The sequence below is a fragment of the Aliivibrio fischeri genome (genome assembly GCF_009727955.1).
In the GTDB taxonomy this organism is placed as follows: domain Bacteria; phylum Pseudomonadota; class Gammaproteobacteria; order Enterobacterales; family Vibrionaceae; genus Aliivibrio; species Aliivibrio fischeri_A.
This window is the reverse complement of record NZ_WOBR01000011.1, coordinates 88,466-113,322: the sequence shown is the minus strand read 5'-3', so window position 1 is coordinate 113,322 and position 24,857 is coordinate 88,466. Positions and strand designations below refer to the sequence as shown.

Annotated in this window: 21 protein-coding genes; 7 read left to right on the top strand and 14 right to left on the bottom strand. The window is 36.6% G+C overall.

All coding sequences use genetic code 11. The features are described from left to right. Positions 1 to 28 precede the first annotated feature (28 nt). Positions 29 to 1,021, bottom strand: coding sequence for a D-alanine--D-alanine ligase (locus tag GNP81_RS16070; RefSeq protein ID WP_155674350.1), 993 nt, complete (start codon positions 1,019 to 1,021; stop codon positions 29 to 31). A 51-nt stretch (positions 1,022 to 1,072) separates the two neighbouring features. Continuing rightward, positions 1,073 to 1,633, bottom strand: a complete 561-nt coding sequence (locus GNP81_RS16065) for an SPOR domain-containing protein (RefSeq protein WP_155672781.1) — start codon at positions 1,631 to 1,633, stop codon at positions 1,073 to 1,075. A 224-nt stretch (positions 1,634 to 1,857) separates the two neighbouring features. Between GNP81_RS16065 and GNP81_RS16060 the strand changes: the two genes are divergently transcribed. Further along, positions 1,858 to 4,536: a bifunctional acetate--CoA ligase family protein/GNAT family N-acetyltransferase gene (locus tag GNP81_RS16060; RefSeq protein ID WP_155672780.1), complete on the top strand. Its 2,679-nt coding sequence runs from the start codon at positions 1,858 to 1,860 to the stop codon at positions 4,534 to 4,536. A gap of 301 nt (positions 4,537 to 4,837) precedes the next feature. Here the strand turns inward: GNP81_RS16060 and GNP81_RS16055 are convergent, their stop codons facing one another. Continuing rightward, positions 4,838 to 6,802: a diguanylate cyclase domain-containing protein gene (locus GNP81_RS16055; RefSeq protein ID WP_155674351.1), complete on the bottom strand. Its 1,965-nt coding sequence runs from the start codon at positions 6,800 to 6,802 to the stop codon at positions 4,838 to 4,840. A 308-nt stretch (positions 6,803 to 7,110) separates the two neighbouring features. Here GNP81_RS16055 and GNP81_RS16050 point away from each other — a divergent pair, with 308 nt between their 5' ends. Beyond that, the gene (locus GNP81_RS16050; RefSeq protein ID WP_155672778.1) at positions 7,111 to 7,335 is read left to right on the top strand and encodes a hypothetical protein; all 225 of its coding nucleotides are present in this window, start codon (positions 7,111 to 7,113) and stop codon (positions 7,333 to 7,335) included. Between the two features lie 31 nt (positions 7,336 to 7,366). Here the strand turns inward: GNP81_RS16050 and mog are convergent, their stop codons facing one another. The 7 genes from mog to GNP81_RS16015 form a co-directional block, all read right to left on the bottom strand. Further along, a complete protein-coding gene (gene mog, locus GNP81_RS16045; RefSeq protein WP_005422732.1) occupies positions 7,367 to 7,903 on the bottom strand; it encodes a molybdopterin adenylyltransferase in 537 nt (178 codons plus the stop codon). Positions 7,904 to 7,981: 78 nt separating this feature from the next. Beyond that, entirely contained in the window at positions 7,982 to 9,178 is a 1,197-nt protein-coding gene (locus GNP81_RS16040) for a conjugal transfer protein TraF (protein ID WP_155672777.1), read from the bottom strand. 166 nt (positions 9,179 to 9,344) lie between these two features. Next, positions 9,345 to 9,509 carry a YoaH family protein gene (locus tag GNP81_RS16035; RefSeq protein ID WP_176694937.1) on the bottom strand — a complete coding sequence of 55 codons (165 nt, stop codon included), beginning with the start codon at positions 9,507 to 9,509 and terminating at the stop codon, positions 9,345 to 9,347. After that, positions 9,506 to 10,414 (bottom strand): DUF2861 family protein, encoded by a 909-nt coding sequence (locus GNP81_RS16030; RefSeq protein WP_155672776.1) that lies wholly within the window; start codon positions 10,412 to 10,414, stop codon positions 9,506 to 9,508. Before GNP81_RS16030 ends, GNP81_RS16035 begins: the two co-directional genes overlap by 4 nt. Positions 10,415 to 10,419: 5 nt before the next feature. Further along, positions 10,420 to 11,076 carry a response regulator transcription factor gene (locus GNP81_RS16025; protein WP_011263415.1) on the bottom strand — a complete coding sequence of 219 codons (657 nt, stop codon included), beginning with the start codon at positions 11,074 to 11,076 and terminating at the stop codon, positions 10,420 to 10,422. After that, entirely contained in the window at positions 11,051 to 12,496 is a 1,446-nt protein-coding gene (gene vxrA / locus GNP81_RS16020) for a sensor histidine kinase VxrA (protein WP_155672775.1), read from the bottom strand. The genes GNP81_RS16025 and vxrA overlap by 26 nt, the downstream gene beginning before the upstream one ends. A 128-nt stretch (positions 12,497 to 12,624) precedes the next feature. After that, positions 12,625 to 12,876 (bottom strand): hypothetical protein, encoded by a 252-nt coding sequence (locus GNP81_RS16015; protein ID WP_054775761.1) that lies wholly within the window; start codon positions 12,874 to 12,876, stop codon positions 12,625 to 12,627. 101 nt (positions 12,877 to 12,977) lie between these two features. Here GNP81_RS16015 and GNP81_RS16010 point away from each other — a divergent pair, with 101 nt between their 5' ends. Beyond that, on the top strand, positions 12,978 to 13,943 hold the full coding sequence (locus GNP81_RS16010; protein WP_155674352.1) for a coproporphyrinogen III oxidase: 966 nt from the start codon (positions 12,978 to 12,980) through the stop codon (positions 13,941 to 13,943). Between the two features lie 47 nt (positions 13,944 to 13,990). On the opposite strand, the gene GNP81_RS16005 is transcribed toward GNP81_RS16010, so the two are convergent. Next, on the bottom strand, positions 13,991 to 15,703 hold the full coding sequence (locus GNP81_RS16005; protein WP_155674353.1) for an SgrR family transcriptional regulator: 1,713 nt from the start codon (positions 15,701 to 15,703) through the stop codon (positions 13,991 to 13,993). Positions 15,704 to 15,829: 126 nt separating this feature from the next. On the opposite strand from GNP81_RS16005, the gene GNP81_RS16000 reads away from it, so the two are divergent. From GNP81_RS16000 to ppnP, 3 genes are all read left to right on the top strand, one after another. Beyond that, a complete protein-coding gene (locus GNP81_RS16000; protein ID WP_155672771.1) occupies positions 15,830 to 16,630 on the top strand; it encodes a helix-turn-helix domain-containing protein in 801 nt (266 codons plus the stop codon). Between the two features lie 62 nt (positions 16,631 to 16,692). Then, positions 16,693 to 17,505, top strand: coding sequence for a phosphate ABC transporter substrate-binding protein (locus GNP81_RS15995; RefSeq protein ID WP_155674354.1), 813 nt, complete (start codon positions 16,693 to 16,695; stop codon positions 17,503 to 17,505). 61 nt (positions 17,506 to 17,566) lie between these two features. Further along, entirely contained in the window at positions 17,567 to 17,848 is a 282-nt protein-coding gene (ppnP, locus tag GNP81_RS15990) for a pyrimidine/purine nucleoside phosphorylase (RefSeq protein WP_005422703.1), read from the top strand. Positions 17,849 to 17,992: 144 nt separating this feature from the next. On the opposite strand, the gene GNP81_RS15985 is transcribed toward ppnP, so the two are convergent. Continuing rightward, positions 17,993 to 19,375 carry a DEAD/DEAH box helicase gene (locus GNP81_RS15985; protein WP_012534711.1) on the bottom strand — a complete coding sequence of 461 codons (1,383 nt, stop codon included), beginning with the start codon at positions 19,373 to 19,375 and terminating at the stop codon, positions 17,993 to 17,995. A 145-nt stretch (positions 19,376 to 19,520) separates the two neighbouring features. On the opposite strand from GNP81_RS15985, the gene GNP81_RS15980 reads away from it, so the two are divergent. After that, positions 19,521 to 20,348 carry a DUF2797 domain-containing protein gene (locus GNP81_RS15980; protein WP_155674355.1) on the top strand — a complete coding sequence of 276 codons (828 nt, stop codon included), beginning with the start codon at positions 19,521 to 19,523 and terminating at the stop codon, positions 20,346 to 20,348. A gap of 40 nt (positions 20,349 to 20,388) precedes the next feature. Here the strand turns inward: GNP81_RS15980 and GNP81_RS15975 are convergent, their stop codons facing one another. Together GNP81_RS15975 and GNP81_RS15970 are read right to left on the bottom strand one after the other, a co-directional pair. Then, positions 20,389 to 21,309, bottom strand: a complete 921-nt coding sequence (locus GNP81_RS15975; protein ID WP_005422695.1) for an OmpA family protein — start codon at positions 21,307 to 21,309, stop codon at positions 20,389 to 20,391. A 9-nt stretch (positions 21,310 to 21,318) separates the two neighbouring features. After that, a complete protein-coding gene (locus tag GNP81_RS15970) occupies positions 21,319 to 24,855 on the bottom strand; it encodes a TonB-dependent receptor (protein WP_155674356.1) in 3,537 nt (1,178 codons plus the stop codon). Between the last annotated feature and the right edge of the window lie 2 nt (positions 24,856 to 24,857).

Genomic DNA, 24,857 nt, shown 5'->3' with positions numbered 1-24,857 from the left:
TCAGGCTTTTTATTTAAATCTAACCAACTTACTTAATTGCGTTAAGCACTGCTTTTTGCAAGAAAGTTTTGAAGCAATCGCCATTATGTTCTAACAACTTAGGAAACATTGAAATTGGCGTCATTCCTGGGAACGTATTCACTTCATTTAAGTAAATTTCATTATCATCCGTTAGGAAGAAATCAATACGAGAAAGGTCTTTAAGTTTCATTTGAGTGAATACTTTACGGCTGTATTGATCGATCATCTTAACTTGTTCTTCTGTAAGATTCTGTGCATCTAAAGATGTCGTTGAATGGCTACCGCTGCCGTATTTTTCGTCATACGTATAAAAAGCACCATCAGGTGCCGTTACTTCACCTGGAGCCGTCGTAAATAGTTGGCCATCAATTTCGTATGCTGCAACTTCAAGTTCACGAGGTTTAACCGCTTTTTCAACAAGCACTTGTTGTGAATAACCAAATGCATCATTAATCGCTTTTGATAATTCAGCTTCTGACGTTACCTTGTAACAACCAACTGAAGACCCCTGACATGCAGCTTTTACAAATAGCCCGCCCCATTGCTTAAATGCAGCTAGTGCTGACTGATGAGTTTCTTCATTATTCTCAGTTAAGAATAAGTACGGTGTATTTGGGATACCAAGCGCATCATACCAAAGTTTAGATGTGATCTTATTGAAGCTATTTGTACTTGATTCTGCATCACATCCTAAATATGGAATGCTAAGCATATCTAACATAGATTGAATATCGCCGGTTTCACCGGGGTAACCATGAATACACGGAACAACATAATCTACTCGAGAGCTAACTGTCTCACCATTAAATAATGTTTTGTCTGAACGTAATTCGTACTTCAAACCAGATTCAATATGAAACCAACCTTCGTCTTTGATCTCAAGATGCGTAATTTCAAATGCATCAAGTTCAGAGAGTTGTTGAGAGATATATTTTGAAGAAACTAATGAAACTTCGTGTTCAGTGCCGCCACCGCCACAAAGTAAAAGAATATGAGTCATAATTTTCACTATAAAAAGCAATCGGTGCATATTTAGATGCACCGATTATGATTAATTTAACTTATGTAATTCAGGGTTATCTGATTGTTTAATGCTATTAATACTTCTTACAAACGGGCCGTACGCTTGAATGTCAGCAGGAAGTTGTTTGATTGCAGCACGAGCTTCTGCTGGCGTTGCGTAATCACCGTATAAAATTGTATACCAAGGCATATTATTTACTGTTTTACGGTTCATCCAAACAGGTTGCTCACCAGATAATTTTGCAGCATAAGTCGACAGATCTGTTTTGCGACTTAACGCTAAAATTTGTAGTGTGTAACCATAACGGTTATGCATGTCTTGTTGCTTTTCCGTTGGCGGTAAAATCTTAACAGCAGCATCGCTTGCTTCTGGTGCTGCTGTTTCTTCTGGAGTCAGTTTAACAACAGGTTTTTCAGCTTCAGATACAGCAACAACCTCTGTTTCTTCAAAAGTGGTTTCTTCTTGCTCAATCGGCTGAGAAACTTGATACACCTCTTCAGATGAATCAGTAGTAATGTTTGTGGTATACGAACTGCTTGTACATCCTGCTAGCAGTGCGGTTAACGTAATAGGAATGATTCTTTTCATTTTAATTCACAATAATAGTCATGCTGTTACCGTAATTCTGCACCCGATGGTAAATACAATCAAGTCTTTAGCTAATGAAGTACTAAATTACTCATATCTTTGTGCTCAATACTTGATTTTTTTAGTTATTTTGTGCGCTGGTCTTCGTTTATTTGCTTTCAATCGCGTCAAATCTATACTACTCAGCTATCTTATTCTTATATAAAGGAATAAAGGACGTTTATATGCCAGATTTAAAACAATTACTGCGCCCCGAATCCATCGCTGTGATTGGTGCTTCCATACACCCTGATAGAGCAGGACATATTGTAATGCGTAACTTATTAGAAGGTGGTTTTAATGGGCCAATAATGCCTGTTCACCCAAGTTATAAATCTGTTTGTGGCATCTTGGCATATAAACAAATTTCTGAATTACCTATTACACCTGATTTTGCCATTCTATGTACAGAAGCAAAAAAGAACGTCTCAATTCTTGAAGAACTTGGAGAAAAAGGCGTTCGTTGCGCCATTATCTTATCATCAGATATGAATTTATACTGTAATGGAATCGGTGAACCTTTACCTTATGAAGCCAAGCGTATTGCCACCAAATATAATATGCGGATCTTAGGTCCTAATAGTTTAGGGATTATTCTTCCGTGGATTAATTTAAACGCATCATTTTCACCTATCAACGCCAACAAAGGAAACATTGCTTTTATATCTCAATCAGCTGCTGTATGTACGACAATTTTAGATTGGGCAAATGAAAAAAACATTGGGTTTTCAGCTTTTGTTTCACTAGGTGATGGGCTTGATATTGATTTCAGTGAACTGCTCGATACCCTTTGTACCGATTCAAAAACAGAAGCCATTCTTCTCTATATAGATTCAATTAAAGATGCCCGTCAATTCATGTCTGCCGCCCGTGCGGCAGCTCGTAATCGTCGTATATTAGTGGTTAAAAGTGGGCGTTCTGTCGCTGGAAGTAAAGCTGCTCAATTACATACCAATGGCCAATTAAGCTTAGATGCCGTTTATGATTCTGCAATCAGACGAGCTGGAATGCTTAGGGTGTCTAATACACATGAGCTCTTTGCTGCAGTAGAAACACTTGCACACCCTATCCCATTTAGAGGTCATCGATTAGCAATTGTGACCAATGGTGGCGGCCCAGCTATTATGGCCGTTGATAGTCTAATGCAACAAGGTGGGAAGCTTGCCGAATTTAGTGACCCCTTGATTAACGCCTTAAATGAAAAACTTCCACATAATTGGTCTCACTCGAATCCGATAGATATAGGTGGTGATGCAAATGATACCCGATATTGTGATGCGGTAAGTGCATTATTAGACAGTGAAGATTGTGATGCAATATTGATTATGCACAGTCCATCAGCGGTTTCAAACGCAACACGAACCGCTGAAAAATTAATACATTTGATTCAAAATCATAAACGCAAAGCCAAATTTACAATATTGACGAACTGGTCAGGTGAAACCTCTTCTAAAGAAGCTCGATTACTCTTTACACAAGCCGGAATACCAACATATAGAACTCCTGAAAGTTCTGTGTCTGCATTTTTGCATCTGGTTGAATATCATAGAAACCAAGGTTTATTAATCGAAACACCAGTCTCATCAGGTCATATTAGTAAACATGACGCACAAATGGCTCGTGAGTGGTTAGAAAATTGCGTTACACATAACTTAACCGAACTGGATACACATGAAACCCAAGCCCTTTACTCTTGCTATGGCTTTAAAACATTAGATACATGGATAACTGAAGATCCCGTTGAAACCGGCTATGTCGCAGATAAGATCGGCTACCCTGTTGCTGTAAAACTGCGATCACCAGATATCCCACATAAATCGGATATACAAGGTGTCGTATTAAACTTAAACACCAATGAAGAAGTAATAACCGCTGCGCAATCAATACTCGACCGAGTCTCATTAAGCTATCCATCCGCACGAATCTCAGGGTTAAGTGTTCAAAAGATGGCGGCAAGAGCTGGATCACAGGAATTAAGAATCAAGGTCTGCCAAGATCCCGTCTTTGGCCCTGTGATCTTATTGGGTGAAGGTGGATCAGAGTGGGATCTTAATAATAATGCAGCGGTAGCTTTGCCACCTTTGAATATGGCATTGGCTGAAAACCTAATTAAACATGCGATTAAAGAAAATATAATTCATAACCGCAACTCCCCTAACAAAATGAGTATATTTGATTTGAGCGCTTTTCTCGTTCGCTTGTCACAAATGATACTTGATTGTCCTGAGATTGTTGAACTTGATATTCATCCACTTCTTGTTTCTGGTATGGAGCTCACGATTATAGATTCTTCGATGAAAGTACAACACTTTAACGGTGATATTCATAAGCGATTAGCAATAAGACCTTACCCAAATGAATTAGAGGAATTCGCACAACTAAAAGATGGCAGCTCTGTTTTACTACGCCCCATTCTTCCTGAAGATGAACCCAAACATGCTTCTTTTATTTCCCAAGTATCCTATGATGATTTATATAAACGTTTCTTCTCAGAAGTTGGTGAGTTTAATCACGAAGCACTTGCCAATTTTACGCAGATTGATTACGACCGAGAGATGGCATTTGTTGCTACCAAACAAGTAGATGGCGAAGAAATTATTATTGCTGTTGTTCGCGCTCTTTCTGATCCTAATCATACAAACACTGAATTTGCAGTATTAGTGAGATCAGACTTAAAAGGTTTAGGATTAGGAAAGATCTTAATGGAAAAAATTATTCGCTATTGCCAAAGTATTGGTATTAAAGTGATGACAGGAATGACAATGCCTGCAAATCGCGGAATGATTGGGCTTGCACAACATCTAGGTTTCTCAGTAGACATTCAAATGAGTGACGGTGTTGTTGATATGTTTTTGGAACTATAATACCAATCGCAGTAAATCATTGGATTAACTCCATTGGAATATAAAAAAACCAAGATAAACGCTTGATTTATCTTGGTTTAATATAGATACAAAATTGTTTTATAAAAAGGGATATCTATATTATTTAGATTGCTCTGCTTTTTCTTTCTTTACCATAATTGCACCAGCGATAACAAATGCAACCAATAATAAAATTTCCATTAAACTTACCTTATTTTGTGTTAAAAATTAAAAGACCTGATTAATATAACATCATATGACATTAGTTAAATAGATATAACTCAATTTTGTAAAACTTTTGTCAAGTTTTGTGAAACATATACTTTCCCTTGCCTGTTAATTTCGCCTCATACATGGCTTTGTCTGATTCTTTTAACAATGCATCAACATCTTTGCCGTCATTATAATCTGCGACTGTAATCCCTATACTGACATTAACCGACAATAAAGTGCCTTTATATGAAATTGGTGCTTGTATCGAATAAATAACTCTATCGGCTAACTCAATCAATTGCTCTCTATTTGCAACCGGATTAATAAATAATACAAATTCATCACCAGCTAAACGCGATGCCAAATCATTAGCCCTGACTGCATGTTCTAAACGCTTTGCAACCACTCTTAATACTTCATCACCCGCATCATGGCCATAAGTGTCGTTAATTTGTTTAAAGCCATCAAGATCAAGGTAGCAAAGTCCCATCTTCCCTATGCTCCCTTCTTTCAGCAATATCGTATCATTCGCTGCTTGATAAAATTTTGCTCTATTAGGTAAACCGGTTAATACGTCATGATGTGCTAAGTGATCCAGCCTCTCTTTTTCTTTAACATCAGATAAGTTAGTAAATATAAAGATATAACTATTTTGGCCATATTGTTCATTATCAATGATCTTACTTGCCTTAACATACAAAGGAAGTTCGGCACCAAATTTATCTTTTTCTAAAACCTCACCATGCCATTGTCCGAAGCGTTGAATTGATTCTGTAATTAAATTTGTTGATGTCGTAAAGTGTTTTCCATCGAATAAAGTCAGCATTGGAATTTTACTTAACTCACTCATTTGATAACCAAAGATGTCGGTAAATGCGGGATTCATCAGTGTTAACTTTCCATCCGCATCGTATATCAACACACCGTCTTGGCTATTTTTGAATACATTTGCTGCCAACTTCTGTTGAGTACGACTCCTCAATGCTTCAGTCACATCAACCATTGAAAGTAATACTTGATTTTGATTCGATAACACTCTTGATGTGATTTGTAATGTCTTGCTATCACATGTTTGAATAAGTAAATCATCCACTTCTTTACGGTTATCAATGATCTCGAATAAATCTTGTTCATTACTTGGCTGTATTACATCCAACAAATTACAATTTTCAAGTAAATTGATCGATAAACTAGGGAACATCACTTTCGATGCTTCATTACTTAAAATAATAAGACCTTTTTTATCGATAACAAAAAGCGCATGTTGGACGGCCGTGATAATTTGCTCTCCAAAATCTCTCTCATGTTCCACTTTTTTTAATACGTAACTTAATTGCTTTTGACGCTCTTCAAGTTTACTTGTCATTTTATTAAACGAAGCAGTTAAATCACCCAGCTCATCATGTGTTACAACCTGCGGACGTTCATCAAACACACCTCTTGTAATTATCCCTTGCATTGCATGATTTAAGCTACTAACAGGCGTAATAACCCATTTTTGTATTTTACAAATGATGAAGTAACCACAAATAACAAAAAATAGAAGCATAAAAATAAACATCTTTAATGCGGTATCTCGAGTTTCATTTAGAATATTTTTTGAAACAATCAGATTCATTTGTGCAGTTTCTTGTGGATTTAAAACAAACGGAATAGTTACATAAATGAAATGATCACCAATAGCATACCCGTCAGTTAATATTTTTTGTTTTAATTCAGCATTAGGGGCGTGTGATGATTCGGTCGTGTTTTTATATTCAATAAATATCTGACCATCACTGTCTATAACAACCGCCTGTAATATCGCGTCATCAGCACTGAACGCATCTAAAATTTTATTGGCAGTTTCTTTATCATCTAAAATTAAGGCCGGTTTTAGGTTCAAACTAACCCCTATTGATAAAATCTTAATACGATTAATTAAATTATCTTTTTCTGTTTTATAAGTGCTTATGTAGTTATAGCCATGAAACATAACGAATAAACTAAGTGCAAATATGATTATTGGTAAAGATAAGCGCTGGCGCAATGATGCATTTTCTATCCACTTCATCCGCGTTGACTCTCCTCATAAACCAATTTAATTATTTAAAAAACCAAGATGTTTAAACGAATATACAGTTGTATTAATTAAATTATTAATAGGTATAACTTAATCGTATTTGGTGAGTATAACTAAAAATACTCTGTACGGTTCAGCAATTACAAACAAATCGCTGACAAAGTGATCTAAGTAACACTTATAGCTTTGTCAGTTACCATTCATAACTTGAATGCTTATTCTCATTCGAAATTTTTGACATGTAAACTTACTTTACATCGCTTTCTTATATACTAGTTCTTATTTTATAAGGCGATCGTATGCGCACTCTCATTATCTTTTTAGCTGTTTTATGCTCTTATCCATCATCGGCAAAATCAGTTCAAAAATATTACAAAGAACATCAACCAAAACGTTGTGAGACACTAAATAGAACACTAACACATGTTAATAAATTGCTCAGCTTTAGTGAGGGAAAGGAATATAAAGAGAGATTAAAAGAGAAGAAGGCTCTAAAGAAATTAAGGAAAGAAAAAGGATGTTAAAAAGCCAACTTTTACGTTGGCTTTTTATGAATTATTTTGCTTTTGGTCTAAATGGTTTAATCACTTCTTCATTACATTCAAGAAATGGACCTTCCATTAGATCGATACAGTATGGAATTGCAGGGAAAACTGCATCTAAGCATTCGCGAATTGATTTTGGTTTTCCAGGAAGGTTTACAATTAATGAGTCTTTACGCAAACCCGCCGTTTGACGAGATAAAATAGCTGTTGGCACAAACTTTAATGATTCAGCACGCATTAGCTCACCAAAACCAGGCATCATACGATCACATACAGCTTCTGTTGCTTCAGGAGTCACATCACGCTTGGCTGGGCCTGTTCCACCTGTCGTCACAACTAAGCAGCAGTTCTTTTCATCTGCTAATTCAATCAATGTTTTTTCGATCACATCTTGTTCATCAGGGATAACCACATACACAGGTTCCCATTCAGATGTTAGATAATCATTTAGTGTTTCGATGATTGCTGGCCCTGAAATGTCTTCATAAATACCAACACTTGCACGATCACTTACGGTTACAATGCCGATTTTTGCTTTTTGAGTCATAATCTGTATCTTTTTAAAGTAAGGTAACCGCTATTATTACAAGCGGTTACTCTTTTTTCTACTAAAAAGGCATTTTATCTAGTATTCGTAAGCCATGTTAACGGATACACCGTACGTCGAATCGACTGAATAGATCGCCGCTAAGTCAAAATGGAACATGTTTAATGGAGAGAAACCAATACCTGCGGTAAATGCATCATCATACGTTCCAGCAAGATCCTTTTTAAAACCACCACGCAGCTGAATTTGGTACAATAAATCGATTTCTGCACCCGCTCTGAACATTTGAACATTATCATCTAAGCCAACAAAACGTTCTTGTTCGTTTAAGTCTAAATCAGCAGTAACAATAAAGTAGTTTGTCATAAATGCTACACCCGCAGTGTAAGTCGGGGTAAGTTCGTAATTATATTTATATGATTTGCTACCGTGTGAACCACCACCTTGAGAGTTTGCAAAATTAACCGTAATCTCTTTGGTTTCAATTTCATTCTTAATTAGGTTTTTACCCGCGGCAGCAAAACGCCAAGGTCCGTAAAACCAAACCGCACCAACATCTACGTTGAATGAATTATCTGTTGTTTTGTTTTTATCAAAGTCTTTAAAGTCAAAATTGTTTACAGCTTCTACATAGGTATACGTTAAGTAACTTTGAATTTTTGGTGTTACACCAATGGTGATGTTTTGCCCTAAGAAATTAGTGTAACCAGCAAAAGCGACACCAGCCTCAGCTAAGCCTAAAGCGACGGTACCTACCGCTGTAGTATCTGCAAGTTGAAGTGGTTTCGATGGATCCGCCGGTAAACCAAGCGCATCAACATCAGGTAAGGTAATACCCTCAACAGAGGTTTTGCCATAAAATGCCATTGATAAATAACGGTTAGGAATTGCAACAGCCATCCCAGCTCCCATACTAAAGCTCAGAGCATCACCATTTAAATTTCTTAGACCGTTTTCAATATCAGCTGCGCCTGAAAGATCGCTATTAGCAAGTTTACTAAAACCTTTCTGAACCTGGTCAACATCATCAACCATACCGCCTTGATCCATGACTTGAAGACCGGCACTTGGTAACAAAAGACCCGCATCATCTTTACGACTATAGATAGCAACTAATGCAGGGTTATAAAAAACACCAGTAAGATAGTCAGCGGCTGCAGTACCAGCGCCACCCATAGCATCAATTCGACCATCAACGCTGAAATTTGTTGCTGATACTTGAGAAGAAGCTACCGTCGCACACGAAAGTAAGCCAATTTTTATCCACTGTTTCATTTGATTAACCCATTAAAAAAATCTCTTCCCTATTTATCGACATAGAAAAAGTTAACTTTAATGAAATAAACCAAAATATTGATAGCAGTGATGTCTTTTTTTAATTTAACTTAAAGATAAATACATACAAAAAAGCCGAGGGGTTAGCTCGGCTTTAAAATAGTAATTAGTTAGAGTTGTTTTTCTCTTTTTCTGCAATTTCAGCTCTAATTTGGTCTGAAATGATTTTGATGGCTTCTCCACTACCAACGCCTTGACGCATCAGTTCTTGGATTTTCTCTACTGCTTGTTGCTGTTCTTCATGGGTTAATGTTGGTAAATCTAACATTATTTACTCTCTGTATTTTCATCTGAACCAAAATTCATTACTTTGGTTATTGCCTGAATTTCTTGGATGGAAATCGGTCCTTGAAATCTTTTATGATTAAACGACACACTTAAAATATAGCTGCCTGGTAACACATTTGTCGAAGGTAATAATTTAGGAAATTTCTCTTCGTACTTCTGTTCCCATAACTTTATATACTCATTATCTTGATGGTCATAAATACCAACAGCCATTTCTGGTAATGGGCAATTAGATTTAAGTAAACCTGTTTGTGTCGTTTTCCATTTATCTTTGCCTAACCACGCCACTTGCATTTCTGTTTTTGGTGTAGTTAAAACAACCCATGATTCCCATTGTGTTTTTTCTTTATCATCCGCAATAATTATCAGCTTATACAATCCATTTTGAATTCGATTATTCAAAGACTCACTAGCATAAGTGTATTGCGTAATTCTTTCATCTTGTGTTGGTGTTATTTTGATAGACGGATTAGTTAATTGTTCTTCTTGTGGCCATTTAATAAATGAAAGACTTGATATAGGCTTTTTTGTGTCAAACTTAACAATCAATCGATGGTGTAATCTTCCCGGACTCTGAATAATAACACGTTGCACACTCACTGATTTTAACCAGTTAGGTATCACTTTATTTGATAAATCTCGACCACAATTTACTGAAATTGCAGAGCTAAGTAATTTATCAATATTATTGGTGATATTCTCATTAACCGAGTTCTGTAAAACTTCTATCGAAGTAGCAAAGCCTTTTCTTGCATGCCCTTCTAAAAATTGCTTATGCGCAGTATACAATGCAGATTGCTCATTAAACCAATCCACTGAATTTGCAAAAGACGTATATGATGCACAAACTAATGAGCAAAAAACGAAAAACTTACGCATAAACATCATAAAAATTACGCTTTCATTTTGTAGCCAACGCCACGCAATGTTTCAATTTCTATTCCAACAATCTTTTGACGTAACTGAAGAATATGCGTATCTACTGTACGTGTAGTTGGAAAATGGTTGTAACCCCAAACTTGGTCTAAGAGCTCATCACGAGTAAACACTTTTCCAAGGTTTGATGCTAAGAAAAGCAAAAGATCAAACTCAGTTCGAGTTAATGTAACATTCTCACCTGAATTAACTACATCACGTGTAGAGGTATCAATAGCTAGATTACCAACAACTAATTTAGATTTTACTTCATCAGTTTCTGGTGAACGTAAATGCGCACGTAAACGAGCCAGTAATTCAGCTTCAGCAAAAGGCTTAGTTAAATAATCATTAGCACCAGAATCTAGACCTGTTACTTTATCTCTAACAGAAACAAGAGCCGTTAATAAAATAACGGGAACATCTTTTATTTGTTTCCATTGACTTAACCAAGTTAATGAATCACCTTCAGGTAGCTGACGGTCAAGAATGACAATATCAGCTTCGCTCCAAAGACCAGATACATTTGCGGCATTTTCGGAATGTAAACAGCGATAACCCGCTTCTTCTAAGCTGACAATCAGTCCGTCCGCTAAGTTTTTATCGTCTTCAACAAGTAGGATTGTCTGTTTCACAAGGTATCTCCAATATAAATGTCGTCGGTGGCCCCTGAAGAGTCATGGTTCCGCCCATTCTTTTGATCATTGATTCGACAATGGTTAGACCAAGGCCTAATCCTGCTTTACTAACAAAAGGTGTTTTTAATTCTTTCCAATCACGCTTTGTTAATTGTCCGCCATCAATGACTTCAATTCTTAATTTTTTCTGTTCTACAGTAACGTTCAAAATAACGGGTGGTACACCGTATTTATGAGCATTACTAACTAAATTATCTATACAATTGCCCAACCAATATAGATTAACTTTAATGGAGGCATCTTTATTTATTTTAAATTCAACTGGCTGAGTATACTCCAAACAACGATAGCTGAGCCATTCTTCAACAGAAGGTATCCAATCTGTTGAGAACCCTTTATCATCTGATTGTAAATAATCTTTACTTGCCTCAGCTAATTGACGTAAACGCCTTGAGTCTTCACATAAACGCCTAAATTCATCGTACAAGGATTCCGGCAATGCTTCAAACTGTCGTCGAAATCCTTCAACGGTTAATCCCAAACTTGCGATTGGCGTTCTTAATTCATGCGTCAATATTTGTAAGACTAACATTCGACTTCTCATCTCTCTGCGTTTACCGTTCCACTGAGAGATACCCCAACCTATCGCCAAACACACATTAATGAACACCAAAAACAATACAATATATGACAATGTCTTTGAGTCTGTTTGATCTTGCCAACATACATTACCATTTCTTACATAGCAATTTGCCCCTTGCTTAAATAGGGTCGCTTCAAGTTGGTAATTTTCTAAATACTTATTCTTTAATTCTGTTGGGTATAAATAATAGCGGCTGCCTTTGCGTAACCACAATAAATCATCAGCAATAATGGTATCTGAACCACTAATAATCGCTCTAATTGCTGTATCATCCATCATTTGTAAATGGTGCAATAATGTCCCTTCACCAGCAATGGCTCTTTCTTTTATATGCATATACGGTGATAGCTGTTCTTTTGCTTCGGGATGTAATTGAACATATCGATATGCATAAGAACCACCACCTGGGTGTATCATTCCAGATCGTGCAAACCATCTTGTTGGCAGTGTTATACCTCGACACATTGCTCTGATCAAAACAAGAGGCTCTCCCACCAACGGACTTACAGGCCAAGGACCAGTACATGTTTGCGCACTACGATACAGCCTTTGTAATTGTTTAAATGGGTAAGATGCTGTTTGTGGTAACAATGTATCAGGAGACAATAATACGGTAGGATATTCTTTTTGTATTAAGCGAATGTCATAAATTTCGACGGCTTGTTGTTTTTTAAACGCTTTTTTAAAGTTATCGATCTTTGTTGCTAGGCTATCTGCATATGATGAGAAGCTTAATAGCAATAAAGTCGTAAGTAGAAAGCGCTTATTGAGCAACGTAAACCCCTAAGAAAAAATATAATAAAGCATAAGTTATCAGTATATTATAGTTCCAAATGAATACGAATACTTTATTTTTACAACTGTTCATCTTTTACTCAAAGAGGGCTCAAATTGACAAAGTATTACTTTGCCATGACTTTACCACCTATCATTTTATATGCAGGAGTCCCCCTGATAAGCGTTTCTCTTGCAAAGATTGACTGACACTGCGGACATTCACATTTCGTTGTGGTGTGATCTTCGACGATTCTTTCCACAAAACATTTCACTAAGGCTCCTTTCCCACCTTTTCTGTATTTATATAAGGGCGCTTTGCATTTTGAACAAAAGATCATAATGGTCTTTGTTGGGCCTTTCTTATTTGGTTTCGCCATTTCTTTCCATATCTTAGGTTGCCATATACAAAGGCTTTATTTTACACTCAATTAATAAGTACTTAACCCTTTCTCTATCATCTGTCTATAAAGGTCTTTTTATGCGAATTAATGCTAAAAACCCCGACGCTAAAAGTGCATTACTATTACTTACCGATATTCAATCTTATTTTAAATCAGAGCTTTTAAAAGCAAGCAGTCTAACATCACAATCAACTGAATTTAAAGCTGTAGAATGGCTAAGAGACAATGGAAGACATGGCGGTGGTGAGCGCTTTGAAGCCATTGATGGTGGAATATTTAATCGTGCATCCATCAATGTTTCACAAATTCAATATGAAGACGATGCCAACAAACATTACAATAGCGCGACAGCCCTCTCAACGATTATCCACCCCAATCACCCTCTCGCACCATCGATTCATATGCATTTTAGTCTAACTGAATTAAAAGATGGTACTAATTATTGGCGAATCATGGCTGATTTGAATCCTTCTCACTTTGATAAAGAAGACAAAGAATACTTCGATCAAACATTAAAAGTAGCGGCCAAATCTCATTACTTAGAAGGAACTAAGACTGGTAATCAATATTTCGATATCCCTGCATTAAAAAAACGCAGAGGTGTGAGTCATTTTTATTTAGAGGGGTTTAATCCAAAAGGAGAAAATGGCGAAGTATTTACAAAACAATTTGCAACAAAAGTGATTGATACTTATGTGCATATTCTTAGCTCACACTTACTGCAAAAAAGTGAAATAACGAAAGAACTAAAACAGGCTCAATTAAATTACCACACACTTTATTTCTATCAAGTATTGACTCTAGACAAAGGAACCACGGCGGGTTTATTGGTTCATGATCAAAATGATGTTGGCACTTTGGGATCTTTGCCATCACACATTAACCGCTCCCTTCTGGAAGAGTGGCAAGCTTTAACTCCTCAACCAACTGCTCGATTAGTTTCAGACTTATTAGCAGCGCTTCCTTGTGAAAATACATGTTCAATAACAAAAGAAGTTAAGGCTAACCTAGCTCAAGCCATTCGCGCATTTTACAAAAAATAACATGCATAGTGCCACCACGCATCATATCGTGGTGGTAAACATTCTTATTATAAAGTTGGCTTAATCCAAACCTTCTCAAAATCAAACCAACCTAATCCATTGCATGACGCATTTTGAATACTGTTGTTTGTGTCTTCACTTATTCCCATCCAACCATGAAATAATGGATTAATTTGACCACAATCAACCAAAAATCGACAAATATCGTTTACTGGAAAGTGACACTGTGACGTAGATTGCCATTTTTCAATCATATTCGATATGGTTTGGAAATCAGCTTCAGGCATTACACGTTCAATTTCATCAAAGGCAAATAGCCATGATAATAATGCTTCAGGGCATTGAGTCCCCAAACTCATTCCGCGAAGCCAAATATCAATCGTTGTAGCCTTCTCTAGATCGAGTAAGTCTAAAGTATCAAATTGATGTATCTTTAAAATGATCCCATCTTTATCTAATCGTTGCTTAATGATTTTCCCAAGTAATGGGTATAACGGATGCTCATTCTCAAATCCTAAATGAACAACACTCCCTCTTTCTGGTAACTCAAAAGGTGGAACCGTGCGATTTAAGCAATGTTGAAAGCCCGGTAATAACCCATACGCGTTAAAAAGGCCGATACCATTCATGGTTGAATTTTGAAGCTCATTCAATAGTAATAATGGAGTGATCGTATTTAATAAATAACTTAACCAATTTTGATCTTTTGCAATGCCAGTTTTACGGTTAAATAATAAGTAACTGCAGCCTCGATCGACATCAACGGTTTCGCCATATGAATCAAGTGATTGATCATTTCCTTCATACACTTCCAAACCCAATTTCAGTTGAATTGGCGCGATCTCTGGTAATGTCCACACTTCAACAGAATCGATAAGAGGTCGATAACCAAAATATTGTTCATTGGCCACTAAAATTAATTTTTTATCTGTGTTTTCCGCGACCTTATAAGGTCCACTTCCAATAGGTAAATGTTGTTGCTCATCACTATCATGACTGGTTGCCGGAACCAATTTCGCATTAAACTGAGCTAATTTTGAATCAAAATAATGGTCATCTTTGTTTAATACAAAATCAATGATATTTAAATTTGGACTTAAAACATCCTCAATATGGCTGAAAACATAATTGGCCTTTAAATGAGTAAATGTCTCTTTAATGTCATCAAATGTCAGTAGTTTTCCATCATGAAAATAGATACTTGGTCTTAAGTAAAAACGCCAATGTGTAGGTGAAAGCATTTCCCAATGGTGGGCAATATCACCCTCCACTTCTCCTTGCTTATTCCATTGAGTTAAACCGTTGAAAATTTGCTGCATTAAGTGCTGCTCTGAACGACGAATTGCTAACGATGGTTTTAATAGGTTCAGTTGGCGGTAATAAGGTAACTTAACAACTTGTTTGCCCTTTTCGTGTGAAACCCCTAATACTTTATGGATCAAATCCAGTAATGCGTCTTGATTACCATCCAAAATATCAAGGGCAACATCAAGTTTTCCATCTTCAATATTACGTCGAGCGAGGGACAGATAGACCGTATCTGGCGTAGATAAAAACTCAAGAACGGAACTCTTACCTCGACCAACCGCGGGGATCCAATCAATCCATTTTTCTTCGGACATTTTTTTAAGAACCATACGGGTATTACGACGAGTACAGCACAATAGATCGGCAATATCATCAATCTGTATGCCGTCAGACGATAAGTGATAATGACCGTATAATTTTTCGAATTGCTTTCGTAATCGTGGGCTGCCCATAAAATTCCGTTCTGTAGGTTGAAGTAAGTCTTAATTTTCTACTCAATTTTTAAGACTTCAAACTAATACTCTTGATTTTTCAATAAGTAAGTTTACACTAATTTTCAATGATAATAGAGGGAAATCATGATGTCTCCAGTCCAGTTACACGAGTTTAATACTCATACCAGAAGAAAATCAGATCGCTACCCTGTAGAGCGTAATGGTATTTTCATTGTAACTTCTGGTCAATTTCATTATCGCGATAGAACCGGTGATGATATTACGCTTAATGCTGGTGATTTTTTGTTATACAGCTCAGGCGATATTTCAAAAATAAAAATGACAAACGATAATAATAATTTTAAAGCTCAATCTGTTGTTATCGATGTTGCTCTATTTCAGAAATTTTTGTCATACAGCAATGCACCAGCTCACTCACCTTGCAATTCTGACACTTTCATTTTTACCGCTCAAGATACATCTGTAGTCAGACTGCTTGAACTGTTAAAAGAACAATTAGCAAATAATGATAACAATGACACTCTTGAGTTTTTAACCTTAGCTTTGTTGAGTGAAATGGTAAACAAACAGCCATGTTTAATCCCTTTTATACAAAAAATATCGGTATTAACGACCTCTCAACAACTTATAAGATACGTTGAAGAGCATATATCAGCAGATTTAACCATTGATATGGTTGCTCCAAAATTAGGAATGTCTGCATCAACATTAAAACGTAAACTTCAATCAGATAAACTCTCTTTTGCTCATCTAGTAAAAGTAAAACGCATTAATTATGCGGCAACACAACTAAGACTGACTCGAAAAACTATCACTGAAATCGCCTATGACACAGGTTTTAAAACAGCAGCGCACTTTAGTACGAGTTTTAAGTCAGTCAAAGGGATCACACCTAAAGAATTTCGTGATTCACTTCAAGGATAACTTGTCACAATGGTGTAACACTTCCAGATTATGATGCTTTTTTTTCACAATGGATTTAGCTCATGTTCAAAGCGTTTAGTTACACCTCTTTATTTACAGCGTTACTTTTTAGCTCTTCAACTTTTGCTGCGAATACGGTAATTGCGGGTTCTACCTCAGTTTCGACTTTATTAGAACCTTTTATCGACCAATACAATAAAGACAATAAACCACTCATTGATTTACAAAGCGTTGGATCAAGTGCTGGTATTAAATTGTTGGTTGATGACACCGTAAACCTTGCTATTAGTTCTCGTGAATTAACCGAACAAGAAAAAGAGACATTAAGTTCTACACTTATTGCCTACGATGCCATTGCTATTGTTGTTCACCCTGATAACCCAATAACTGAATTATCAACTGAGAATATTTGGAAAATTTATCATGGTGATATAAAAAACTGGAAAGACGTCGGTGGGACAGATCGTAAAATATCGGTAATCTCGCGTGAAATTGCTTCTGGCTCTCGTTTTTCGTTTGAAAAACACTTTGGTTTAACACAAGAAATCAATTCGTTTACCGTGTCAGATATTAGCGATAATGCTCTTGTTGTTAATGGTACGGGTATGGTGAAGAGTATTGTTTCACGTAATCCTTATGCTATTGGTTATGTTTCAGCAGGGACACTTGGTGATATAGCTCAATTACGAGTTTTAAAGGTAGATAATATTTTACCAAGCCAAGAAGCTATAATGGAAAACAAGTACTCTCTTTCTCATCCATTTTTATTTGTATACAAAAACCAAACAATATCAAAAGAGTCGACTGAATTTATGAATTATATTGCTTCACCTGAAGCGACTAAAACCATTCAATCACTTGGTTATATCAAGTAACTATTGAAAATAATGGTCGAATAACATATTGTTTACTCGATTTTAATTTCAAGGATGTCACATGTTAACCGTAAATAGCTATTTTGAAGATAAAGTAAAATCTATTGGATTTGAACAAAACAGTAACGCAATTTCTGTAGGTGTAATGTTACCGGGTAACTACACTTTTGGCACAGCTGCTGCTGAGAAAATGAGTGTTATCACAGGTGCTCTTACCATTAAACGCTCAACAGATGCTGACTGGGTTACTTTCTCTTCTGGTGAAGATTTCTCAGTTGAAGGTAACTCTTCATTTGAAGTAAAAGTAGAAATCGAAACTGCGTATTTATGTGAGTATTTGTAATACGAGTACCTAACCAAATTAGTATTGATTCACAATACTGGTTTCAAACTATTACTCGTTTTTAGTTTAAAAAAAATGACAAGGAAGTTCGCTCCCTTGTCATTTTTTATTTCTGATTTACTCTATATAAGTAAACTAGATAGCTTACTCGTCATCAACCACAATTTGCTTTGGCTTTTTCTTTGGCATAAATACCTGATCACCAACTGCAACATTTGTATGGAACGAGTTATCACGTTTCTTAGGCGCTTTAGGCTTGTTTTGATTACCCTTCGCTTTAAATTTCTTAGGATCGCCTTTTTTCACAAACGTACGTTTATGTTTCGGTTTCAATCCTTTAAATTTGCCTTTTAATTCTTCAAATACAGAGAAAGACAAATCTTGTTGTAAGAAGGTTTCTACACGTTTAAAGCTTTCCCAGTCTTTTGGACCAACAAGTGAAATCGCAGTACCTTTCTTACCTGCACGGCCTGTACGACCAACACGGTGAACATACTCTTCCATATGCTTTGGCATATCAAAGTTAATTACGTGCGTTACACTTGTTAAGTCTAAACCACGAGAAGCAACATCGGTTGTTACTAAGATCTTGTGAACACGACGCTCAAACTGACTCATAATGTTATTACGAGCGGTTTGATTCATATCACCACTTAGTGCTACTGCTTTTAAATTCTCTTCGTTTAATAACTTAGTTAAACGATCAGTATCAGAGCGTGTTGCTGTGAAAATCATGATTTGGAAGTAGTCTTCTGTCTCAATGATTTTGTTTAAGATCGCTTGCTTGTGATCTAAATGGTCACATAAGTAGAAACGTTGCGTAATGTCTTTGTGCTCATCATTCGATAAACCTACAGAAATACGCTTTGGATTATCCAGCATGTTACCTGCGAACTTATTCACTGCATCGTGATCAAGCGTTGCTGAGAACATTAACGTTTGACGACGACGGTGACTTGCCGCTTTATGAATCTTTTGCAAATGCTCAGCAAAGCCAAGATCTAGCATACGGTCAGCTTCGTCAAGGATCAGCGTTTCTAAACCATCAAGGTACAGAGATTGATGCTCAAGGTGGTCAGCTAAACGTCCTGGAGTTGCAACAATGAACTTAGGGTGCTTGCGTAATGCATTCACTTGGTCATTAAAGTTCTCACCGCCAGTAATCAATGTCGCGTCATAAGTTAAACCACCTAACATTGCGCGTAAATGGCTATATACTTGTTTAGCTAATTCACGTGTTGGCGCAAGAATCACGGCTCGAGGATCATTCTTTGAGAAAGATTTCGTTTTCAGTGATTTGTGAAGCATTGGTAAAACGAAAGCTAATGTTTTACCTGAACCTGTTTTTGACGACGCAAGAACATCTTTACCTGCAATAGCAACAGGAACAGCCTTACGTTGAATTTCAGTTGGTTTTTTAATGTTCTGGTGAGCGAGATTTTTTAATAGGCGATTATCTAAACCTAAATCTTTAAATTGCAAAAGCTGCACTCCAATTTCGAGTATTATTGATAAATAACCAGTCATTCTGGTCTAATGTGACGAGTATATCATAACTGTCGTTTATCCTTGCATATAAATATTCACTTGAGCTCTTACACTCTCTCATGACTTTGTTACAATGGTTTTATTCTAATAAACATTCATTTATAAAAATAAAAGTAGAAAGTTCATGAGCATTCAAATTACTGGAACATTAGCAAAAATGCGTTCTTCTTTATCTGAAGGAACCGTTCAATATCGTCTGCCTGTCGGAGATGAAGAAATCAACTTAAACTCTTTAATTGGTAAAACGCTAACTCTTACTCATACAGGTAATATCTTTTGCTGCTCATGCGGCAAGAAAACGAAAAAAAGCTACTCTCAAGGTCATTGCTTTGTGTGTATGAAAAAGCTAGCAAGTTGCGATATGTGCATAATGAAACCTGAAACATGTCATTTCGCAGAAGGAACATGTCGCGAACCTCAATGGGGTGAAGAGAATTGCTTTGTTGATCACTATGTTTATCTTTCTAATACATCAAGCATGAAAGTCGGCATTACCCGTCATACTCAAATTCCTACACGCTGGATTGATCAAGGCGCAACTCAAGGTTTGCCTATCGCTAAAGTGAAAAACCGCTTAATTTCAGGTCTAGTTGAAATTGAGTTAGCAAAACTCATTGCAGATAAAACCAATTGGCGCACACTATTAAAAGGTAACGGTGATCCCCTACCTTTAAAAGAAGCGGCCTTAGAACTATTGCCTCAAGTTGAAGCGGCAATTGCAAAGATTCAAGCTGAGCATGGTGAAAATTCTGTTGAATTATTAGACGAGCACATTCTTGATATTGCGTTTCCTGTTAATGAGTTTCCGACAAAAATCGTAAGTCATAACTTTGATAAAAACCCTGAAGTCACAGGCGTTCTTAATGGTATTAAAGGTCAGTACCTACTGTTTGACACTGGTGTTATCAACATCCGAAAATTTGGATCTTATGAAGTCACTGTGACAGCGTAACAAAAAGGCGTTCATTTAACTCTAAATGAACGCCCTATTTTTATTTTTTATCGGTCAATGATTCAATTTTTTCTTCAGGTAATGGACCTTCTTTAAAGACGACAAATGCTCGACGGTTTTCAGCATTCGCCTTTAACGTATGCTCTTGAATTATCGGTTCACTTTCACCAAATGATTTAACTTCCCAGACAAATTGTGTCGGATCAACCCGAGTTTTTAAATATTCTTGTACCGCGATAGAGCGCTCTTTTGCGAGTTTTTCATTATAACTCACGGAACCTTGATAATCCGTATGACCCGCGATCAATATGCGTCCAGTCAGTCCTTCTAATTTTAATGCTAGCTTGTCTAATTCAATTTTATCTTTCTCTTTTAATACAGATTTATCAAAATCAAAATGTGATGCCATCGTTACATAAACTTTTCTCTTCGGCTCTGGAGGTAAACACGCAGGGTTCGTTTCTTTCTCTACTGTTTGTTCAAAAACCAAATACGCGCGACGGTTTGCCGCATTTGCTTCTAATGTTCGCCCTTCGATTAATGGCTTTTTCTCACCATAATATTTAATTTCCCATTCATAATTATCCGCATTCAATTGCTTTAAAAGGTATGTTTTGATTGAATCTGCACGTCTAAGAGAGAGTTGTTCATTATATTTTTCAGAACCTTGATAGTCTGTATGACCAACAATAGCAATTCGACCTTTTAACTTTTCAATATCACGAACAAACTGATTTAACGATGGGAAATCTCCCTCCATAATTTCTGATTTATCGAATTCAAAGTGTTCAGCTACACCGATTTGTATTTCACGCTGTGGTACTAAACACTCTGCAATTAAAAACTTTTGAACTCGCTCATCATATTTATCAATGTTTTCTTGGCTTACGTAAGTATCAGTACTACACCCAAACAAAGAAAGAAGACCTAATCCAATAAATAGCGATTGTTTTATTTGCATCTTTCTTCCTTAAATTTTACCAATAAGATTAATGAATACACCACTTGCATCATAATCATCATCGTTTGTTAAGTTATCGTCGAATCGAGAAAAGTTGTACCCAACACCCATCTTAAAGTTATCTGTTAAATGTTTATTAAATGAGATAAGTGCTCCATCTTCCATTTCATCGTATTGAGTATCTACTTTCCAATGATATTGGCCTGTTACATCCCAATTCTTCATTATGCGATAAGAAGCACTGATGCCAGTGAGATAAATTTGGCTATTAACATCAATCCCAGCACCCGATGCACGATCAAAACGTTGATATTTATCTTTATACGCGTATTTCGCGCCAAAATCCCAATGAGCATTCCAAGAATATATCGCCTCAGTTTCGATGATATGGCTTTCTTCGTCTGAGTATTCAACATCACGATTTAAGTTATCAAAGTCCACTAAATACGTATAACGTGCCAATAAATTCAATCTATCATTGTAAATTGGTCGATAAGCCAAACCGATACTAGACTCAATAAAGCGTTCAAGTAACTCACTGTTAGTTTCATTTTCTGAGCGAGAATAATTAAACTTACCAAATAAGGTGTATTCTTTGGTTAAGTGGTGGGTATAACTATTTGTTGTTACCCATTGTTCAATTTTTTCATTGGTTTCTTCAGTTTCATCGACACGATATTCAAACTTGTTCTTTAAAAGAACATCATCAAGATCAAAACTTATACTAAAACTGATGGCTTTACGGTGAACAAGACCCGTTAGTGTATTATTGGGGTCATTATTATATTCAATCTCACCTTGCTGGTAAGCAATACCAAGATCAATATCATCAGTAAATTCATTATCAAAGCCAAATGAATCAATACGTCCTTTTCCATTGTTTTCATTAACAAATTGATTCTCTTGATAGAAATCGACAGTTTGAGTTAACGCTGCTCTTTGCCCTAAAATTACGTTATTTTGATCCTGATAATTATCTTCTACATAAGTAACATAAGTAGAATAATCTTTAGTCACATCATAATTTACTGTGGCTTCTGCAGCATCACCACGGCTACCCGTTGTGTATGCACCACCAAGCGTCAGATCCTCTAGAATTCTTGTTTCTGCACCCACAGTGACACTGTCGTTATCATCATAGGAATCAGTCGCATCCACAGTTGTTTGAGCCTTAACGTAAACGCTATTTTCACTATCCCAAAGGTATTCTGCTTTTGCTCCCGCTAATGAACCAGTTCCTGACTCTTTCTGTCTATTGAGTTCTTTAACATGTTTCCCAGCTAATGAAATTTTTACGTGTTCGGTTACCAAAAACTGTGTTTCTAGCTCAATTTGTTCACTGTCTGTTTCTAATGTACCGTCTAGCTCTTTTTCTTCCATTGATGTAAAACGAGTGGATACTTGAACTCGATCGCCAACTTGCAAACGAACTTCTGTTCCATAAGACTCTTGTTCAAGATCGTCACTTTGACTCGCGTATGAGTACCCCGCATCTTTTGACTTATACCAAGCTTTAATATCATTCCCAACAGCACCGAACATATCCGGAGCGAGATCATATAAACTGGCGACACCAAGAACTTGAATGTTATTTCCTTCGCGATCATTTACATTACCCGATGTAATTGGTGTAAAGGTCAAGCCACCATCAAATGAAACAAAGTTACTGTCTGCTTGTGTTCCAGTAGTGTGCCCGAACTCTGTTTTTAGATAAGTACCTTCTGTTGCACGTAATGTTAGATCTGTTGAATACAGTTCGTAATCTTGACTGTCTTTTTCTTCTGTTATGTAAGTTGCACCAACACCAATATAATCATTAATCCAACCTTTAGCTCGACCACCATAGGCCATCGCATCTTGTGCGTCTTTACCTCTTGGAATATATTCATAATCAACAGATAAATAGTTTTCATAACCACCACGAGGCGAATCATCAATAACTGAACCAAAACTGTCAGAAACAATATCAGATAACGGTCTCGTTAAAATAATTCGCCCTTGATATTCGTCTATCTCATAGTCACGTCCTGATTGTAATGGAATTTCTCTCTCTACAATCCCGCTGTCTTTATTCATGACTTTAATCATGACTTTATCGCTACCAGGTAGCACTTCACCATGCTGTAAGAAGTATAATGAACCACCCGTTCCTAAAAACTCATCATGCGAATAAAGTGAATCTGCTTGTGAAGCAAAACCGACAATATTTAAACGATCCTCACCGTATAAGGTAGTTTCTCTTGTGCGGTAATCTCCTTTAAAACCATATAAACTGCGGTTGTAATCACCATTATCTGTACCCGTAATTCCAGTATTAAAATTACCCCACAGATATTGAGATTTGTCGTATTGAACATCGAGGTAAACTTTACCTTTTGTGTTCACCACTTTTTGAATATTAGCTCCATCACCATAATTGCCATACATCATTTCATCGTCACCATCGACAATGTCAAATACAGTCGAAGCGTCATTTGCTGCAAATGGATTTTTGAACATATCCTTTACGGCACTGTCCTTGGTATCTACATGAGCAACAACTCGTAATTTGTCACCAAATTTTCCCTGACCAAAATAGGCAATACGTCCTTGGTTATAGATATCTTGAGCATATTGCTCATTGACCTCTAACGCACCTGTACTACCACCTACACGATTTGCACCAACATAGAAATCAGCTAAACCAGCTTGTGCATAATAGGTATCAGGAATACGGGCATAAAGAGAGAATCGACGCTCTTCTCCTGAGTCAAAAACAACCGTCGTAGGGAATCGATACGCATCCGTTGGTAGGAAGATTTCCGCATATAAATCCCCTTCTACAACATCAAATTCATCTTCACCGATAATCACTTTATCGACGCCATCAAGCCCTGTACCAATGAATTTTGCCAAACCTGATGAGGTGGGAATGTTATGACGCATCAACCGTGACTTACCAAAATGACGTCCCGAGTCTTCTTCATTTATGTTTTTATCAATAGAAAGATCTTTATTAGGTCGAACAAGATCAACCACCCCTAAACTGGTGACATCCATATTGCCATCTTTATCCCAAACCTTGAGCCTAAACAGCAATTGTTCACCTAGTCTAAATTGATGATCAACCTCTGTTGAACCATCCCACTCGATATCCGTACTATTGGCTAATACATCACCTTTTTTTACGATTAAAGGTTCGGATAAATGACGATCTGCACCGCGGTATACTTCTAGCTGCCATGTCTTTATGTAGTAACTGTAGTTTGTATTGACAGAAAAATTCAGTGCATTAACTAAAGCCCCATTTTCAATCTCGGCCTCATCACTCACACTCAAATCTAATACAGGGTTAAATTTGGTGATATCACGACTTGCCCATATTGCACCTTCATCTAAATAAATACGTGAACTGTCTGTTTGTTCATGAGCATCAATTAAGATCCCCATAGTATCAGAATCGAGCTGCTGTAAATTCTCGGTATTTTTAGCAAAAGTCATAACAGGTAATGCTGATAATACACACACTGTTATGCTTTTTTTCTTAAAAATATTTAGGCTTTTCATAA

What these genes read in the sequence shown, in the direction of transcription:
- GNP81_RS16070 (WP_155674350.1), bottom strand. Translation starts at nt 1,021, where the DNA reads ATGACTCATATTCTTTTACTTTGTGGCGGTGGCGGCACTGAACACGAA.
- GNP81_RS16065 (WP_155672781.1), bottom strand. Translation starts at nt 1,633, where the DNA reads ATGAAAAGAATCATTCCTATTACGTTAACCGCACTGCTAGCAGGATGT.
- GNP81_RS16060 (WP_155672780.1), top strand. Translation starts at nt 1,858, where the DNA reads ATGCCAGATTTAAAACAATTACTGCGCCCCGAATCCATCGCTGTGATT.
- GNP81_RS16055 (WP_155674351.1), bottom strand. Translation starts at nt 6,802, where the DNA reads ATGAAGTGGATAGAAAATGCATCATTGCGCCAGCGCTTATCTTTACCA.
- GNP81_RS16050 (WP_155672778.1), top strand. Translation starts at nt 7,111, where the DNA reads ATGCGCACTCTCATTATCTTTTTAGCTGTTTTATGCTCTTATCCATCA.
- mog (WP_005422732.1), bottom strand. Translation starts at nt 7,903, where the DNA reads ATGACTCAAAAAGCAAAAATCGGCATTGTAACCGTAAGTGATCGTGCA.
- GNP81_RS16040 (WP_155672777.1), bottom strand. Translation starts at nt 9,178, where the DNA reads ATGAAACAGTGGATAAAAATTGGCTTACTTTCGTGTGCGACGGTAGCT.
- GNP81_RS16030 (WP_155672776.1), bottom strand. Translation starts at nt 10,414, where the DNA reads ATGATGTTTATGCGTAAGTTTTTCGTTTTTTGCTCATTAGTTTGTGCA.
- GNP81_RS16015 (WP_054775761.1), bottom strand. Translation starts at nt 12,876, where the DNA reads ATGGCGAAACCAAATAAGAAAGGCCCAACAAAGACCATTATGATCTTT.
- GNP81_RS16010 (WP_155674352.1), top strand. Translation starts at nt 12,978, where the DNA reads ATGCGAATTAATGCTAAAAACCCCGACGCTAAAAGTGCATTACTATTA.
- GNP81_RS16005 (WP_155674353.1), bottom strand. Translation starts at nt 15,703, where the DNA reads ATGGGCAGCCCACGATTACGAAAGCAATTCGAAAAATTATACGGTCAT.
- GNP81_RS16000 (WP_155672771.1), top strand. Translation starts at nt 15,830, where the DNA reads ATGATGTCTCCAGTCCAGTTACACGAGTTTAATACTCATACCAGAAGA.
- GNP81_RS15995 (WP_155674354.1), top strand. Translation starts at nt 16,693, where the DNA reads ATGTTCAAAGCGTTTAGTTACACCTCTTTATTTACAGCGTTACTTTTT.
- ppnP (WP_005422703.1), top strand. Translation starts at nt 17,567, where the DNA reads ATGTTAACCGTAAATAGCTATTTTGAAGATAAAGTAAAATCTATTGGA.
- GNP81_RS15985 (WP_012534711.1), bottom strand. Translation starts at nt 19,375, where the DNA reads ATGACTGGTTATTTATCAATAATACTCGAAATTGGAGTGCAGCTTTTG.
- GNP81_RS15980 (WP_155674355.1), top strand. Translation starts at nt 19,521, where the DNA reads ATGAGCATTCAAATTACTGGAACATTAGCAAAAATGCGTTCTTCTTTA.
- GNP81_RS15975 (WP_005422695.1), bottom strand. Translation starts at nt 21,309, where the DNA reads ATGCAAATAAAACAATCGCTATTTATTGGATTAGGTCTTCTTTCTTTG.
- GNP81_RS15970 (WP_155674356.1), bottom strand. Translation starts at nt 24,855, where the DNA reads ATGAAAAGCCTAAATATTTTTAAGAAAAAAAGCATAACAGTGTGTGTA.